The sequence below is a fragment of the Pseudomonas sp. 18173 genome (assembly GCF_050432945.1).
Lineage (GTDB): Bacteria > Pseudomonadota > Gammaproteobacteria > Pseudomonadales > Pseudomonadaceae > Aquipseudomonas.
In genome coordinates this window covers 19,217-35,383 of the sequence record NZ_JBKFTN010000011.1, presented here as the reverse complement: position 1 = coordinate 35,383, position 16,167 = coordinate 19,217, and the positions used below count along the sequence as shown (strand labels likewise).

General features: G+C 59.1%; 16 protein-coding genes and 1 pseudogene. 4 read left to right on the top strand and 13 right to left on the bottom strand.

The window, feature by feature from the left end; translation table 11 throughout:
• Positions 1-139: 139 nt before the first annotated feature.
• The 4 genes from ACLD1X_RS14170 to ACLD1X_RS14155 form a co-directional block, all read right to left on the bottom strand.
• Positions 140-1,738 carry a multiheme c-type cytochrome gene (locus tag ACLD1X_RS14170; protein WP_429368564.1) on the bottom strand — a complete coding sequence of 533 codons (1,599 nt, stop codon included), beginning with the start codon at positions 1,736-1,738 and terminating at the stop codon, positions 140-142.
• Between the two features lie 362 nt (positions 1,739-2,100).
• Positions 2,101-2,559 (bottom strand): MarR family winged helix-turn-helix transcriptional regulator, encoded by a 459-nt coding sequence (locus tag ACLD1X_RS14165; protein ID WP_429368562.1) that lies wholly within the window; start codon positions 2,557-2,559, stop codon positions 2,101-2,103.
• A gap of 127 nt (positions 2,560-2,686) precedes the next feature.
• Positions 2,687-3,139, bottom strand: coding sequence for an Ohr family peroxiredoxin (locus tag ACLD1X_RS14160; protein ID WP_429368560.1), 453 nt, complete (start codon positions 3,137-3,139; stop codon positions 2,687-2,689).
• Positions 3,140-3,217: 78 nt separating this feature from the next.
• Positions 3,218-3,658 carry an Ohr family peroxiredoxin gene (locus tag ACLD1X_RS14155; RefSeq protein WP_429368558.1) on the bottom strand — a complete coding sequence of 147 codons (441 nt, stop codon included), beginning with the start codon at positions 3,656-3,658 and terminating at the stop codon, positions 3,218-3,220.
• A gap of 281 nt (positions 3,659-3,939) precedes the next feature.
• Here ACLD1X_RS14155 and ACLD1X_RS14150 point away from each other — a divergent pair.
• Positions 3,940-4,119: pseudogene (locus tag ACLD1X_RS14150) on the top strand (hypothetical protein); the annotation flags it as partial.
• Positions 4,120-4,322: 203 nt separating this feature from the next.
• Here ACLD1X_RS14150 and ACLD1X_RS14145 read toward each other — a convergent pair.
• The 3 genes from ACLD1X_RS14145 to ACLD1X_RS14135 all read right to left on the bottom strand — a co-directional run bounded on the left by ACLD1X_RS14145 (position 4,323) and on the right by ACLD1X_RS14135 (position 7,210).
• Positions 4,323-4,970: a hypothetical protein gene (locus ACLD1X_RS14145; RefSeq protein ID WP_429368802.1), complete on the bottom strand. Its 648-nt coding sequence runs from the start codon at positions 4,968-4,970 to the stop codon at positions 4,323-4,325.
• Positions 4,971-5,497: 527 nt separating this feature from the next.
• Positions 5,498-6,193, bottom strand: coding sequence for a tRNA (adenine(22)-N(1))-methyltransferase (locus tag ACLD1X_RS14140; protein ID WP_429368556.1), 696 nt, complete (start codon positions 6,191-6,193; stop codon positions 5,498-5,500).
• A gap of 60 nt (positions 6,194-6,253) precedes the next feature.
• Complete coding sequence (locus ACLD1X_RS14135; protein WP_429368554.1) at positions 6,254-7,210, bottom strand: threonine dehydratase; 957 nt, start codon at positions 7,208-7,210, stop codon at positions 6,254-6,256.
• Between the two features lie 97 nt (positions 7,211-7,307).
• Here ACLD1X_RS14135 and ACLD1X_RS14130 point away from each other — a divergent pair, with 97 nt between their 5' ends.
• The gene (locus ACLD1X_RS14130) at positions 7,308-8,126 is read left to right on the top strand and encodes a helix-turn-helix transcriptional regulator (protein WP_429368552.1); all 819 of its coding nucleotides are present in this window, start codon (positions 7,308-7,310) and stop codon (positions 8,124-8,126) included.
• Here the strand turns inward: ACLD1X_RS14130 and ctlX are convergent.
• The 6 genes from ctlX to ACLD1X_RS14100 all read right to left on the bottom strand — a co-directional run bounded on the left by ctlX (position 8,071) and on the right by ACLD1X_RS14100 (position 13,626).
• Positions 8,071-9,045 (bottom strand): citrulline utilization hydrolase CtlX, encoded by a 975-nt coding sequence (gene ctlX, locus ACLD1X_RS14125; RefSeq protein WP_429368550.1) that lies wholly within the window; start codon positions 9,043-9,045, stop codon positions 8,071-8,073. The two genes, ACLD1X_RS14130 and ctlX, sit on opposite strands and share 56 nt — an antisense overlap.
• Before the next feature lie 999 nt (positions 9,046-10,044).
• A complete protein-coding gene (locus ACLD1X_RS14120; RefSeq protein ID WP_007974731.1) occupies positions 10,045-10,524 on the bottom strand; it encodes an Lrp/AsnC family transcriptional regulator in 480 nt (159 codons plus the stop codon).
• A 12-nt stretch (positions 10,525-10,536) separates the two neighbouring features.
• Complete coding sequence (locus ACLD1X_RS14115) at positions 10,537-11,298, bottom strand: ABC transporter ATP-binding protein (RefSeq protein WP_007986657.1); 762 nt, start codon at positions 11,296-11,298, stop codon at positions 10,537-10,539.
• Between the two features lie 56 nt (positions 11,299-11,354).
• Complete coding sequence (locus tag ACLD1X_RS14110) at positions 11,355-12,065, bottom strand: ABC transporter permease (RefSeq protein WP_429368547.1); 711 nt, start codon at positions 12,063-12,065, stop codon at positions 11,355-11,357.
• Positions 12,062-12,787, bottom strand: a complete 726-nt coding sequence (locus tag ACLD1X_RS14105) for an ABC transporter permease (RefSeq protein WP_429368545.1) — start codon at positions 12,785-12,787, stop codon at positions 12,062-12,064. Before ACLD1X_RS14105 ends, ACLD1X_RS14110 begins: the two co-directional genes overlap by 4 nt.
• 59 nt (positions 12,788-12,846) lie before the next feature.
• Positions 12,847-13,626: a transporter substrate-binding domain-containing protein gene (locus ACLD1X_RS14100; RefSeq protein WP_429368543.1), complete on the bottom strand. Its 780-nt coding sequence runs from the start codon at positions 13,624-13,626 to the stop codon at positions 12,847-12,849.
• A 551-nt stretch (positions 13,627-14,177) separates the two neighbouring features.
• Between ACLD1X_RS14100 and ACLD1X_RS14095 the strand changes: the two genes are divergently transcribed.
• Complete coding sequence (locus ACLD1X_RS14095; protein ID WP_429368541.1) at positions 14,178-15,224, top strand: ornithine cyclodeaminase; 1,047 nt, start codon at positions 14,178-14,180, stop codon at positions 15,222-15,224.
• A 444-nt stretch (positions 15,225-15,668) separates the two neighbouring features.
• Positions 15,669-16,124: a VOC family protein gene (locus ACLD1X_RS14090; protein WP_429368539.1), complete on the top strand. Its 456-nt coding sequence runs from the start codon at positions 15,669-15,671 to the stop codon at positions 16,122-16,124.
• Positions 16,125-16,167: the final 43 nt, after the last annotated feature.

The following is a 16,167-nucleotide window of genomic DNA, read 5'->3' as shown; positions in this document are numbered from 1 at the left end:
CTTCATGACGAAATCCATGTTTCATGGACGCCAACCCATTGTTTTAAATCACCGGAACAGCGTCAACCAACAGCCTTCCCGATAAACCCCGGATCCATCAGTCATCCGACCAACAGTCGCACAAGTCCGGCCAGTCCTGCTATTGGCGCGATGCCGTGATCGGGGTCAGGGGGACGCTCTGCGTGACTTTGGCCATCTGGGTGATTTCCACCTGTAGCTTGTCCTTGCCGAGCAGGTAGTCGGCCAGCTTTTGCGAAAACGGCCAGTAGTTCAGCTCGGCAGTCAGGGTCAGTGGCCCGACAGCGTCGGCCGGCACCAGGAAGGAGAACTCCCCGATATCGTAGCCCTTGGGCAGAATGCGGTTGTCGGAGAGAATTTGCGTGGCATTCCAGACTTCGACGTCCAGTGGGTTGCCGTCCTTGTCGCCGATGTGCACCTTGAAATTTCGCGTGTTTTCCTCAGTCTTGCCGTCCTTGATCGCACCCAGTCGGTAGAGTTCGCGACCACCTGCATCCTGCACCCGGAAATCGATCCAGATCTCCCGACCTTCCGGGAACCCGGTGGGCAGCTTGTGCCCGGCGCCGACATTGGTCACTTTGACCGCTACCGAGTTGTATTGCCCGGGAACGATGGCGGCCGGCAGTTGCTGGAAGGTTATTTCCCCGGCGCTGGCGAGCATGTTGCGCGCACGTTGTGCACCCTCCTCCTGGCCCAGGTGCTGGAGCATCATCGCGTTGGCGCCGCTGAACCAATGCGAGGCGACCTGCTCGCGGTCTGGTCCCATGATCGCGGCCTTGCCCGCAAAACCCGACATGTGGCAGCTCTGGCAGGTGACATCGTTGAGGCTGTAAGTGCTTTCCTGCCATTCGTCATAGGTGCGCTCGACCGCCACGCTGCTGAACGGGTGCGTAACGTTGTGGCAGGTGCCGCAGAAGTCCGAGCGCGTGTGCAGAGCGGAATACACAGTGTCGTGATAAGGCGAAACGGCATCCTTGCGCGGGCCGAACTTGGTCGGTTTACCGTGCGCTCGAGGGCTCAGCACATAGGCGCCGTTATCCAGGCCCGTACGCGCGCTGATGTTGTGGCAGGTCTCGCAATCGACCCCGGGCATCGGATGGTTCTTCGCGCTGTCTTCAATCGAGGAGCGGTTGACTTCCGAGTTGATCTGCCCGGTCGTGAGACCGATCGGGGTATGGCAGCCGGTACAGAAATTATCGACTTTGCCATCGGTTGCAGAGCTCGCGCGCTTGAGCAAGGCCCGATAGACGGGCTCATCCCAGGCCTGGGACATCATCGAGGAGCGCCATTGCTTGTAGATCTCGGTATGGCAAGCGCCACAGACCTGGGCATTGTCGAAGTCCTTCACATTCAAGACCAGGTTGCCGGGGGTATTGGCCCGATGGGGAAAGAACGGCATCCCGCCATTGATATGCATGAGCCTGGAACGTGCCGGTTCCAGCCACTTCTCATTGTTTTGATTGTCATTGCCCTGAGGTTCGTCGGCCGCCACCAGCGTTACCGTCAGCAGGCAAACCAGCAGGCACAAAAGACGGCGGACGAAAGGTTTGATCACCAGGAGAAACGGTATGAACAATGCAATCAGAGAAATATTCAAGTCGACAATGGCCAGCTTCAGTCCCGCCGGAACATTGAACAAGGCCATATAAATGCTGGTGCCCATCGTCCATAGAATGATCAAGACGGATAACCGCTGCAGCGCTGGCTTGGAGTGGCTCATCAGCATTTCCCCTGGACGGTTGCAGAGGATCACTGCCGCACTTCTATTGAGTAACCAGGGGTATTTCCAGATGCAGACCGATGGGTACGGGCGATCACTCAAATGGGGGTACTGACAGTTCCACAGCTTCCCGACTTTGCACCTTAGATGAATGGGATACGTTCTCTGAGCAATTACCCTGCCACCGCTGTAACAAAATATGTTCAACGAACTGAGTGCCCGCAATCATTGGCCAGAAAATGAAATGCTGTGGAATTGAAAATACGAGTGCCGCTGAGCAGCACACCCATTAGTGGGGGGGGTTCACTCCGAAATTGGGGGAACTACGCAACCCCGGGGGCGCTCACTTTATTCGAAACGAATTACTCTCTGTCTTTCGTCGACCGGATGAGATTACCCCGCAACTTTACAATTGCTTTCTGCATTTGCACGAAGTCGTCGGGATCAAGACCGGTTTGCGGGAAACCATCTTCGGAGAGCCCTTCACGCAGTTTTCGCCCCTCTTTTGTGAGATTGATCCGCACCTGGCGTTCATCTTCCGGGTCGCGCTGGCGCAGCAGATAACCCATCGCTTCCAGCTTCTTCAGGATCGGTGTGAGCGTATTGGATTCCAGGAACAGCTTTTCGCCGAGGCTGCCAACGGTCTGGTTGTCTTCCTCCCACAGTGCAACCAGGGTGATGTATTGCGTATAGGTCAGGCCGAGCCGTTCGAGCATCGGTTTGTAAGCTTTGCCGAAGGCCAGATTGGCGGAATAGACCGCAAAACACAGGAAGTCGGAAAGTTTGAGATCCAGGGCGGATCTCTTGTCGGTGTTTTTCACGGGCGCTCTCCTGGGTCAATCTTGCGAGACCGAGACTATACGTCGTACACGATGGTATCGGAAGTGCGCATAAACACCGACGGCCGGCTCACCGGGAAAATCCCCGGTGAGCCGGCCGTCGAGTGGGTCATGCCGTCAGGACATTGATGGCGACATCGATGTTGCCGCGTGTGGCCTTGGAGTACGGGCAGATGGCATCGGCGTTGTGGGCCAATTCGGTCGCCACCCCATGATCCAGCCCCGGTACACGCAACGTCAGTCGGGCCTGGAGGAAGTACGCCGCGCCGGTCTGGCCCAGATCGACTTCAATGTCGACGGCCGTGTCGGCCGGCAGTGTCACTTTCGCCTGCTGGGCGGCCAGCCCTACCGCTGCGATGTAGCAGGCCGACCACGCACCGGCGAACAGTTGCTCGGCTTTCGGGTGTGGCTGCACGGCGGTGAGCACGTGTGCCGGTGTGTCGCTGCCAGGGGACGACAGCACGATGTCGAGGTTGCCGTTATGGCCACGCGACGTGTTGCCTGCGGCGTTGTGGGTGGTGTGGGTTTTGCCGCTGGCCAGTACTTTTTCGATCTTGCTCATGATGATTTCCTCAGGATTACAGTCAGTTATATTCGTATGCGCTTGTATCGTATGCGATATTAGTAACGCATCCAGGCGTCACGCGGTAATAACGCTCAGGGCAACATCGATGTTGCCGCGTGTGGCTTTGGAGTAAGGGCAGATGGAGTCTGCGATGTGCGCCAGTTCGGTCGCGACATCCTGAGCCAGCCCTGGCACGCGCAGTGTCAGTCGGGCCTGAAGGAAATACGCAGGACCAGTCTGGCCCAGGTCCACTTCAATGTCGACAGCCATGTCCGCCGGCAACACGATGTTGCGCTCCTGGGCCACCAGCCCCACTGCCGCGGTGTAGCAGGCCGACCAGGCGCCGGCAAACAATTGCTCGGCTTTCGGGTGCGGCTGCACGGCGGTCAGCACGTGTGCCGGTGTGGCGCTGCCAGGGGACGACAGCACGATGTCCAGGTTGCCGTTGCGGCCACCGACACTGCTGTGAGTGGTGTGGGTTTTGCCGGTCGCCAGTACTTTTTCTATTTTGCTCATGGGTATTTCCTCAGGGTTTTAGTTTCGTGCGATTATATCGTGTGCGATGTATGTGACATCCAGAAAGGCAATGTCGATCAATTGGCGTGTGCAATGATCCAGTTGTTGCCGTTGTGGCCATGGAAAGCTTGCGCGGTAGAGCTGATCATGTTGCGGCTGCTTTCGGTGCTCATGGCTGAATCTCCAAACGGCAAGGGTTGTTGTTTTGTATCGCTACCGACTAGATCGCATGCGATGGATAGATAGTCTGCCAAAGCCTCGATGATGTCAAAGCTTATTTTTTGGCTTNCGCCACTGAAGAGCAGACTGCCGTGGTGGAGTCGATCAACGTCGACATCACCGAGATCAACACGCTGAACCAGGAAGGTGTGGAAAACCTGCAATCGACATTGCGCGCATGCTCGGACCTTGAGCAGCAGGCGGCGCGGTTGAAGCAGTTGGTGGGCAGTTTCCGTATCTGATGCAGTAACCCCATGTGGCGAGGGAGCTTGCTCCCTCGCCACGGGTTCCGTGTCCTGGCTTGACTGATCAGCGTTAGCCCATCGAGCCGGTATTCTCTGATTTCACAAAACCCGCACGCACAAAAAACCCCCTCGCCAGGAGGGGGTCTGATGTTTGAACGGTGCAAAGGGTTCTAGCCGCCTTTGCCCGGGTTTGCGTCAGCTCACCGCGCAGGAATTCCAGCGAACAACCAAGTGGTCTCTTCAACAGGCGCTGCCGCGTTGCGTTTACGGGCCCACTGCGTCAATGCCACCATCATCGCAAAGCCAAGCACGATCAACACCGGATAGGCCATCAACAGTTGGGTGAGCGAGTATTTCCAGGCCAGCGGTCGACCGACACCGAGCATGGCGGCATACAACCAGGACACGCCCGACAGTGCGCCAGAGAACAGGGCAAACATTCGCACATTGATCTGCAGATCAAGCAACGAACCAGCCTTCATCATTGCCGGCAATACATAGCGGTGCAACAACATGCCGTTGAATGTCAGCAACAAAACAATAATGACTTTGGCTTGAAGTTTCGGGTTGGCGAAATAGGTCATGCCTTTATCAAGGTAATCAATGCCTATAATTGCAGCGCCGGTCACCCACAAGAATATCAACGCATTGGAAACAGACTTCTGAAGACTCGCCATATGATCATTGTCGTGCCCCGACGACACTCGACCGCTCAATAAATCCTTGACCATTGCGGCATCGCTGGCAAACACCAGACCAATAGCCACGCAGCAAGCCAACAGGTGAACGTAAACAACTCCTAAACGCAAAAACTCCATGGATTCTTTCTGGCCTAACAGGCCGATCATTGTATTAATATCCACGATTACATCTCCACTTAATGCGGCAGTGCAAATTGGCCATGCCCAAGGCATGCGAGTTAATTAATTAATCGCGCCGACAGGATCAACTTTGCAATGATTAAAGCAATTGAATAATTTGGGATTACAAGAGAGAGCGACTCGCCCAGCGAGTCAGTGATGACGGCATAATATCACTCCAGGTCTCAGGTAAAAAAAATCCCCATGTGCATTCCATTCGATGCAGATGAGGTATTCGTCCATTATTTTTCTAGTGAGTGCAACGCGAAATCCCGAAGGTTCCGCCTGCTGGAGCATAGGAGCGCTGCATCACCCGATCGTTCACTTTTTGAGCACAAAGCTCGACAGGCGGTAGTGAATCCGGCACCCGGATGAACCGGTCTGCTTCGCTGAAACCTGCGTGGCTACGCGGCTGAATCGTTTCCGAAATTCCCCATGAAAAAAACAGCCTTCGAGTCACATTTACACCGCCTGACCCGACCGACGGCGAACATTGTCGACCGCCAGGAACGGGTTCAAGCCAGCAACCGGGTGATCCACCGGGCCTGGCGCGCGATGTCCTGCACCTTGTCCTCGGGCACGGCCTGCCCCACCCGAGAAAAGTGCGCCAGGGTCTTCTGCTTCTGGCGCAGCTTGCGCTGCCACTTGACCAGGAACGCCGGGCTGCGAGCCTGCATCTGCAACGGGCCGAAGTACAGCTCCTCGGCGGTGTACGTCACCGGGCCGGCGCGCTCGGCGACGATGATTTCGTAATCGAAACGATTTTCCCGCAACACTTCTTCGCAGAGGATGCGGTAGCCATTTTCCATCAGCCATAGGCGCAGGGGCTGCTCGCCGCCGTTGGGTTGCAGGATCAGGCGCTCCTGACCGCTCAGGCAGGCCTTGCCGCTGTCGAGGATGTCGCGGATCGTTTCGCCGCCCATGCCGCAGATGCTGATCGCCGTAATCCCGTCTGCCGGCTCGATTGCCGCCAGGCCGTTGGCCAGACGTACGGTAATCAGCAGGTCCAGATCGTTCTCGCGCACGGTGCGTTCGGCCGAGAGGAACGGCGTCAACGCCACCTCGCCGGCCACCGCCGCGGCGATAGCGCCCCGGCGCATCAACGCCACCGGCAGGTAGGCGTGATCGGAGCCGATATCGGCCAGTCGCGCACCGGCTGGCACATGTGCCGCCACGCGCTCCAGGCGCATGGACAATGTCTGTTCGTTCAACTGCGGCCCCTCTAAACCAGCGACGTCCGGCGCCTCTGGCCGGATCGGGGCGTGATTCTGTCATGCAATCACCCGCGCATACACCGGTCTGTCGACGTTTCCTCCGGACAGGATCACCCCCACCCTTCTCCCCGCCATGTCTTCACGCTCGGCAATCAGCGCTGCCAGCGCCGCCGCACCGGCGCCTTCGGCCAGGTTGTGGGTGTCGGTGTAATACACGCGCATGGCCTCGGCAATCTGCGCATCACTGACCGCTACAATCCGCTGCGCACCTGCCGCGTACACGGCAAAAGCTTCGGGCACCGGCTTGCGCACGGCCAGACCATCGGCAAAGGTGGTTGCCGAGGCGGTTTCGCATATCACCCCGGCATCAAAGGACAACTGTGCGGCCGCCGCCTCCGTGGAAACCACGCCCACCACCCGGGTTTTCAGACCCAGCGCATCGCGGGCGGCGATTACCCCACAGATCCCCGACCCACAGCCAATCGGCACATACACGGTATCCAGGTCTGGCGCTGCGTTGAACAACTCCAGCGCATAAGTGGCGACACCTTTGACCAACTCAGGGTGAAACGGCGGAACCAGGAACAGCTCATGCGCGTGCGCAAGGCGTGCAGCCTCTTCACGGGCTTCGTCGAAATCACGGCCATACTCGACCACTTCAGCGCCAAAGCCGCGCATGGCATTGTTCTTTTCCAGCGAGTTACCTTCCGGCACCACGATCAATGCCTGCAAGCCCAGCGCGCCCGCCGCCAGCGCCAGGCTCTGGCCATGGTTGCCGCGGGTAGCGCTGACAATGCCCTTCACACCTGGGTGCTCACGTTTGAGCCAGTGCATGAAGGTGATACCGCCGCGCACTTTGAAAGCACCGGTAGGCGTGTGATTTTCGTGCTTGACCCACACCGTGCAACCCAGCCGCCGGGCCAGCAAGGGCCAAGGGTACTGGGCGGTGGCCGGCATTACCTGGTAGACGGTGCGGGCCGCCTGTTCGATATCGTCGCGAGTCAGTCTGTGCATGAGTGGGTCCCCCTGAGATTTCGCTCAATCTGAACACGGTCGCCGTCTTGCGGCTTTCAGAAAACTGACCTGACTTTTGCCCCTCACCTTCACTACTATGCTGTTCATGAATCATCGAAACCGCCCGCCGCTGCCGCTCCTGTCAGAACCGATCCGCCGCATCGAGGCCGGGCCCTGGGCGATCGAATTACTCCCCGGGCGCGCCTACGCCACCCGGTACGTAGCGAGTCAGGCGGGAATCGGCTTTGCCTTCGACAGCCAGCGCGGCCTGCACGCTATCGGCAGCGACCGGGTACAGCCCTTCGATGCCATGCCCAACGGCCTGGCGTTCGTCCCCGCCGGGTGTGACGTGTTGTCCGAATCAGCCAGGGGTGGTGAATATCTGCGGGTGATACGCACCGACGGTATGGCGCTGGAGGGGGACCGGCCCTTCAACAACCGCATCGATCAGCAAGCCACTGTCCTCGCACGGCGAATGCGCGCCGCGCTGTTGCAGGCCTCCGTGGACGACGATTGGGAGGCCTGGGCACTCGCCTTGTCCGCGCGGGCGACGGATAGCGAAGTTGTGTCGACGCCGCCCCGTGGTGCAATAACCGGCCCGCGAATGCGCCTGCTCGATGAGTTCATCGATGCGGGCCTCGATGGCCCGTTGAGCGTACCGGCAATGGCGGGCCTGCTTGGATTGTCCGAAGGCTATTTCATGCGGGCATTCAAGAACGCCACGGGCAAAAGCCCGCATGGCTACCTGATCGACCGACGCCTGGCCAAGGCCCGAGCCCTGATGCTCGATTCAACGGCCACGCTGACAGAAATTGCCTACGCCTGCGGCTTCAATTCCCAGGCGCACATGGCGACTACCTTCAAGCAACGCCTTGGCTTGAGTCCGGCGCAACTGCGTCATCGCAGCGGCGCCTAGCCTGGGAGCGTTTGGGCAGGAACACCTCGGCCAGCATGCAGCGTGCACTGCCGCCGCCGATGCGCTCAATGGTGTCGATGTTTACCGGCAACGGCGTGGTGTGGGTTTCGATCAAGCGGCGCTGATCGGCGTCCAGCGATTGCCAGGCGGTGCGCGACATCACCAGCAGCGGCTCGCCCGCTGCGTTGTGCACTTGCAGCATGTTGCCGGCAAAGGACTCCAGCTGTGCCCAGTTCAGGGCGACGACCTGTTTGCCGCTGGATTCCAGCCGCTCACGCAGCGCCGCACGTTCACCCGGATGGGACAAGGACGCCAGGCACGCCACCGCCAGGCGGGTGCCGACACTCATCATCACGTTGGTGTGATAGATCGCCACGCCCTGGCGGTCCACCGCGTTGAACGCACACAGCTCATAGCCCAAATGGCTGACCAACCGGTCCAGGGCCTGGGCGTGGGTGCGCGTGGAATATCCGGCATAGCAAATCCGCTGTTGCCGATCCAGCACCATGCTGCCGGTGCCCTCGAGGAAAACCTCCTGTTCTTCGAGACTGGACAGGTCCAGCACCTGCTCGACCCGGTATTCGTCCAGCAACCCGTCGAGTACGCCTTTGCCCCGCTCCAGGCGGCGGTTGTGACCCTGCATCGGGTACAGCACCAGGGTGCCGTCCGGATGGGTGCTCCACCAGTTGTTGGGGAAGATCGAGTCCGGAGTATGCGGGGCTTCGCGATCGTTATGCACCAGGACCTCGACACCGTGCCGACGCAGCGCGGCGACATAGCCATCGAACTCGGCAAGGGCCTTGATCTGGACATCTTCGGCTATGGCTGCCGGACGCTGGAAACGGTTGTTCGCTGCCGTGTCCTGATTGAAGGAAAAACGTGTCGGGCGAATCATTAATACCGTATTGGTGGTTTGCATGGGCACAGACTCAATGAGGGTCGAGAGAGGCTCATTGTCTGTTTCGAGGCGGGAAAAACCCGGTTGATAACGGCTGTCGGGGTGATGAAAACGGCTGAAGATTCTGGGTTGGCCAGCCGATTCGGTGTGGCTGCGGAGCCCTTGCAGGTGTACATATCCATTACTGCGGTAACGGCCTCTGGCGGTTCCGCTTTTACAGCGGGTTACTTGGAAAAGCCCCAAGTAACCAAGGGCTCTTGCCCCTGACGTTCGGTGCCTCGCCAAGGCTCAGCATTCCCTCGCTCCGGTCTTGCTCCGTGGGCCCGCCGCGATCGGCCATCCATGGCCGGACGCGGCTAACCCGGCATCTATGCCGGGTTGCCCGCTGCGCAGAACCTGCGCTCGGCCTCTCGAGGGGGCAAGCAGATCAAAAGCCAAAACCAAAGCGAGGCGGCCTGACAGCCGACCTGACCACGATTGAATGCCTTCCCCTGTAGGAGCGAGCTTGCTCGCGAAAAATGCCGGGACACCGCGTGGATTCAGGCCGCCCGCGTCATCGTTGACGTCCATCGCGGGCAAGCCCGCTCCCACAAAAGAGCAAAAGCAGAGCAAAAGCAGAGCAAAGGCAGGTCGGCGAACACCCACGCCCTTCACCACTCAACAGGCCGAGCGTTAGCTCGCCTGCCGCTCTTGATCTTGATCCACCCGCCCCCTCGGCAGGCTGAGTGGAGGCGTTCATCCGGGGACTGGCGCACAGCGCCGTGCGGCGAAGCCGCACACATTGCAGGGAGGTGCAGCGAAGCAAACCGTAGGGCAATGCCCCCGGATGAATGCCGGAGCGAAGGAACCCCGAGCCTTGGCGAGGGGCCGTACGTTCGGGGCGAGCGTTTTTTTTGCTTACTTTTTTTGAGGCGTTTGTCAAAAAAAGTGAGTCGCCGTAAGGGCGAAACCGCCAGCCGCCGTTACCCAAATAATGGATATGTACCCAGTCAGGCCACCTCCGCGAGCAAGCTTTTGATCTTATTCCATCGTGGTCTTGACCATCGCCAGCTCCGGGTGGCTGACCAGTTTGTCGATGTGCAGATCCGGGTCGTCAAACCAGACTTCGGTCAACACCCGATAATGCTCCATGTCCCGGCAGCGCATGCGCAGGCTGTAGTCGAACGCGCCACTGATCAGGCGACATTCCAGCACCTGCGGGCAAGCGCGCACCTTGGCCTCGAAGGCCTTTTGCGCTGCGCGTCCACTCTGGTTCGACAATGCCACCAGCACCAGCAACGACAAGCCCGGCGTCAGTTTCTTCTCGTCGAGAATCGCGCCATAGCCGCGAATGACCCCCAGCTGTTCCAGCTTGCGTACCCGCTCCAGACAGGGCCTGGGGGTCAGGTGCACGCGCTCGGACAGCTTTTGATAAGTGATGCGCCCTTCGTGGCGCAACACTTCAATGATTGCCTGATCGATACGATCAAGCACGATCGACAGATCGCGAATATCCGCCATGTACGCCTTGCCTCACTTCAAACGACCCGATAGGAATTGCTGCAAACGTTCGCTGTTTGGCCGGTCGAGTATCGTAGCATCACCCTGCTCCTCGACCCGGCCCTGATGCAGGAACAGCACCTGGCTGGAGACCTGCCGGGCAAAGCCCATTTCGTGGGTCACCATCAACATGGTCCGGCCTTCTTCGGCCAGTGCCTGAATCACCTTCAGGACTTCACCCACCAGTTCCGGGTCGAGCGCCGAGGTCGGCTCGTCGAACAACAGGATTTCCGGCTCCACCGCCAGGGCACGGGCAATCGCCACCCGTTGTTGCTGCCCGCCCGACAGAAACGCCGGGTACTGGTCGGCCACCCGTTGCGGCAGGCCGACCTTGTCCAGGTACGCCCGGGCGCTTTCTTCAGCAGCCTTGCGGCTCATGCCCAGGACCCGACACGGCGCCAGCACGATGTTCTCCAGCACGGTCAGGTGACTCCACAGGTTGAAATGCTGGAACACCATCGCCAGCCGCGTGCGCAATCGCTGCAACTGCTTCGGGTTGGCCACGCGCATGCCACCCACGCCCTGACGGGTGAGGACTCGCTCGCCATCCAGGGCAATGGCACCTTCGTCGGCCCGCTCCAGAAAGTTGATGCAGCGCAGCATGGTGCTTTTACCCGAACCGCTGGCGCCGATCATGCTCACCACGTCCCCTGCCCGTGCGTTCAACGAGACGCCCTTGAGCACTTCGTTGTCACCAAAACGTTTATACAGATTTTCAACCGTGAGTTTGTACATGCGAATACCCCTGGAACGGCACTAGAATCGGCGCCGCTCTGGATTAAAAATGGAAGTCAGTGGGTCGGGCCGAGAAAGCTCAGCCAGCGTTTCTCCGCCAGCCTGAAAGCGGCGACCAGCCCGAACGACAGCGCGAGGTACAACAGACCGGCGATGCCGAATGCCTGGAACGTCATGAAGGTCGCCGCATTGGCGTCCCGGGCGATCTTCAGGATGTCCGGAATCGTTGCGGTAAAGGCCACCGAAGTCGCATGCAGCATCAGGATCACTTCGTTGCTGTAGTACGGCAGCGCGCGGCGCAACGCCGAAGGCAGGATCAGTTGCAGATACAGGCGCCAACCACTCAGCCCATAAGCATGGGCCGCTTCGATTTCGCCGTAGGGAATACTGCGGATCGCCCCGGCGAAAATCTCCACGGTGTAGGCGCAGGTGTTGAGGGTGAACGCCAGCAAGGTGCAATTCATGGCGTCGCGGAAAAACGCTTCGAGCAATGGCTGCGAACGGACCGCGGCGATGCCGTAGATCCCGCTGTAGCAAATCAGCAACTGGATATACAACGGCGTGCCGCGAAACACGTAGGTAAACAGCTGGACCGGCCAACGTAATACGCCCCAACGCGACACACGCAAGATCGCCAGGGGCAGCGACAGCACGAAGCCCATGGCAATGCTCGCCACCAGCAACCACAGGGTCATCGCCAACCCGGTGAAGCTTTCGCCGTCGCTGAACAGGAAGGGTCGCCAGTATTCGGCAATCAATTCGATCATCGCACCATCCCCCGTACACCCTGGTTGTAGCGCCGTTCCAGCACACGCAATACATAGTTCGAAGCGCTGGTGATCAGCAGGTAGAGCGCTGCGGCCAGCAGCAGGAAATCGAGCATGTTGAACGTGCTTTTACCGGCCTCCTGCGCGACTTTGACCAGGTCCGACAAACCGATGATCGATACCAGTGCCGTTGCCTTGAGCAGCACCAGCCAGTTGTTGCCAAGGCTCGGCAAGGCGAAACGCATCATTTGCGGGAACACCACGAAACGAAAGCGCTGCCAACGGTTCAGGCCGAAGCACGCCGCGGCTTCCTGTTGCCCGCGTGGCACACTCAGGATCGCTCCGCGAAAGGTCTCGGTGAAATACGCACCGTAGATGAAACCCAGGGTGACGATGCCGGCCACGAACGGATCGATTTCCATGTAGGCCCAGCCCATGGCCTCGGTCAGGGCGCTGAGCCAGCCTTGCAGGCTGTAGAAAATCAGCAGCATCAACACCAGGTCAGGCACGCCACGGATCAGCGTCGTGTAAAAGGTCGCCGGCAGGTTGAGCAGCTTCAACGGCGACAGCTTGGCCGCCGCGCCGAGCAGCCCCAGCGCCATGCTCACCACCAGCGCAAGCGCCGACAGTTTGAGAGTGACCCAGGTGCCGTGCAGCAACAGAGGGCCATAGCCTTGCAGGGCCGAAAGGTCGAGCCCCAGGATATTCAGGAAGGAATTCACGCCAGTCACCTGTCTTGATGCGCCCCGGTCGCTGCAACACAGTGGCCGGGGCACGAGGATCAGTTGTTGTAGAGGTCCAGATCACCGAAGTGTTTCTGCTGGATCTGCGCGTAGATGCCCTTGTCGTGCAGGGCCTTGATGGCGGCATTGAGCATGCCTTTGAGCTCCTCGTTATCCTTGCGCACCCCGATGGCGATTTCCGATGGCACCAACGGGTCGCTGATGCCTTCGCTGTTCTGGAAGTCCGCGCCTTGCGGCGAGGTCAGGAAACTCATCTGCGCTTGCAGCTTGTCCTGGATCGACGCATCGAGACGGCCAAACACCAGGTCGGCATAGACCTGGTCCTGATCCTGATAAGCCCGCAGTTTCACCCCGCCCGGCCCGAGCTTGGCCTTGGCGTAGGTTTCCTGAATCGTGCCTTGCATGTAGCCGATGGTTTTACCGCGCAGCGACTCGGCCGTGGGCAGCAGCCCGGAGTCTTTGCGGGTGACGATGGCAGTCGGCCCGGCGTACAGGCGATCGGTAAAGTCGATCTGTTTTTTGCGCGCATCGGTCACGGTCATCGAAGATTCGATGGCATCGAACTTGCCGGCCTTGAGCCCCGGAATCAGTCCGTCGAAGTCATTGCTGACCCACACGCAGGTCAGCTTCAGCTCGGCACATATCGCATTGCCCAGATCCACGCCGAAGCCCTGCACGCCACCATCGGCCGTGGAGGATTCAAAGGGTGGGTAGCTTGGGTTGACGCCAAATCGCAGTTCCTTCCATTCCTTGGCGCTGGCGCCTGTGGTGCAGCACAGCAACGCGAGTGCCGGCAAAGTCAGCCATTTGATGTTCATCTTCTTGAGTCCCGGATTATTTGGATTTATCGCGATCCGGCGCCTGTGCCGGACCACACTTTTTGACAGGGGCAGAGAATCGAAGCGGTCTTCACCGCAGCCGTTTTTGTTGTTGTTTTCGACTGGAAGCAACCAGTCGTCGCAGATGCATCCCTCTCAAGCGGCGATCGACAACCGCTTGAAACGGACCGCCAGAATGCCAATTGCGGGGACGGTGCTGGTGTCGTAAGCCCTCGTTCAAACAGCGTGCCTGTGCTGAACGAAGGGCGCTCACAGCCGATTCTGTCGTCCGCTGTAAATCACGGTTTCACCACTTGATGGGGGTTGGCACAGGCAATGTGATGGTCTATGCGGCCTTCTTTATCGGCATGACGATGCTTCGTGAAGCGCCAAGCCGATTCCGCTGTGCGTGCTGTGTTTTTCGACTTCTCACGCTGTATCCGGGGTTGGTATTGGCCGAAATCTTCTCGCCATTGCCTCGACAATAGGTCCGTCGCAAATACATCGACCACCTCCCGAGTCGCAGCTGCCAAAGCCCAAAGGAACCCGATATGACCCGTTACATCGACGTCAATGATCTGAGCCGCCTCGTCCAGGAAAAAGGCTTGCCTGGTTGCCTGACCGAAATGGCCGAATACATCCGTCAGGATTACCTGCGCTGGCCGGATTTCGAAAAATGCGCGCGCCTGGCGAACCACTCGCCCGAGGGTGTCATCGAGTTGATGCCTGTGTCTGATGCAGCGCTCTACGCCTTCAAGTATGTCAATGGACATCCGAAGAACACGCACAATGGCATGCTGACGGTCATGGCGTTTGGTGCGCTGGGAGACGTCGATACAGGCAAGCCTGTGCTGCTGAGTGAAATGACCCTGACGACCGCCATTCGCACCGCCGCCACGTCTGCCCTCGCGGCCCGCTACCTCGCCCGACCGGACAGCCGCCGAATGGCGCTCATCGGCAATGGCTCACAGAGCGAATTCCAGGCCCTGGCGTTTCATACCTTATTGGGCATTACGGAAATCAGCCTCTACGACATCGACCCTGCCGCGACCGCGAAACTGGTAGCCAACCTGCAGGCCTACCCCGCCATTGAGGTGACCGTTGCCAAGACCGTCGCCGAAGCGGTGCGAGGTGCCGATATCGTGACCACGGTCACCGCCGACAAGGCCTACGCAACCATTCTGACGCCTGAGATGATCGAGCCCGGCATGCACCTCAACGCCGTGGGCGGCGACTGTCCCGGCAAGACCGAACTGCATCGGGACATCGTGGAGCGTGCGCGGGTCATGGTCGAGTACGAACCGCAAAGCCGCATTGAAGGCGAAATACAGCAGATGCCCGTCGACTCACCGGTTATCGAGTTCTGGAAAGTCATCGATGGCCAGGTCCAAGGTCGCCAGCACCCAGAGGAAGTCACCCTGTTCGACTCGGTCGGCTTCGCCCTCGAAGACTACTCCGCCTTGCGTTATGTGCTGGACGTAGCCAGAACGCTCGACATTGGCAGCGACATCCAGTTGGTGCCAGAACTGCGCGATCCCAAGAACCTGTTCTCGTTGCTGCAGCCTTCTGCAACAGCCGATGCAAGGCTCCGGGCCTGACGCCACTCGACTCGTCAATGCGTTCACCTGGCGGCCCCTTCGGCTGCCAGGCGAAACCCTGGACAAACCCTCGGTCGTTTGCGCGTTTTTTTTCAGCACCTTCCGCTGCGCGAGCTGCCTGGTTCAACATAATCAAACGACGCGTTTGCATAAAAACCCCATGGCTGTTGCGCCGACCGGTTGAATCCACAGCCAGAAACGGTCGTGCGCTCCAAAGCTGCTTTCGAACAGAAGCAAACCTCGCCAGGCAGCGACCGGCGAGCCACTGCTATGCTGTGTCGAATTCCGTCAGTACGGCCCACCCTGCACGATTCGCATGTTTGTTTGAAGGACGTGCTCACGCGTCTGCCGACGCAGCAGGCAAATGGTATTGCCGAGCTACTGCAGCATAAATGGACGCTTGATTAACCTGCGCAGGGATGTTGATTCAACAGGAGGGCTGCAATGGATCTGAAGTTCAGTCACGTAGATGTGCTGGTTAATAATCTCGACGAAGCCTGTGCTTACTACGCACAGATACTTAATGCCAGGATCTCCAAAACGCTCGTCTGGGAACGAGGTGGTCTGCACGTGCGCTACGCGATTGCGCTGATCGGTCAAGAGCGTTTCATGTTGGTGCAGCCATTGGCGGGGAACCTGAGGGAGCTATTGGACTCCTCGGGAGAAGGGATGATTTATCGCCACTGCTATTCGACACCGGATATCGAGAAGGCCTACGACGAACTGGTGATCGCCGGTGTTCAGCCAGAAGACGAAAACGGAAAGCCATTGGCCCGCGCGAACCTGCAATCCCCGTCCGGGACACGCATTATCTGGTTGCCCAGGCGCTTCGGGCACTTCTCAATCGAAATCCTGGAAGACAAGGCGCTCGAGGCATTTATAGACGCTGCATTTTCCTGAGCGGTGCTGCAATGAACGTCTGCTTGCAGCCAGAAACGGCCTC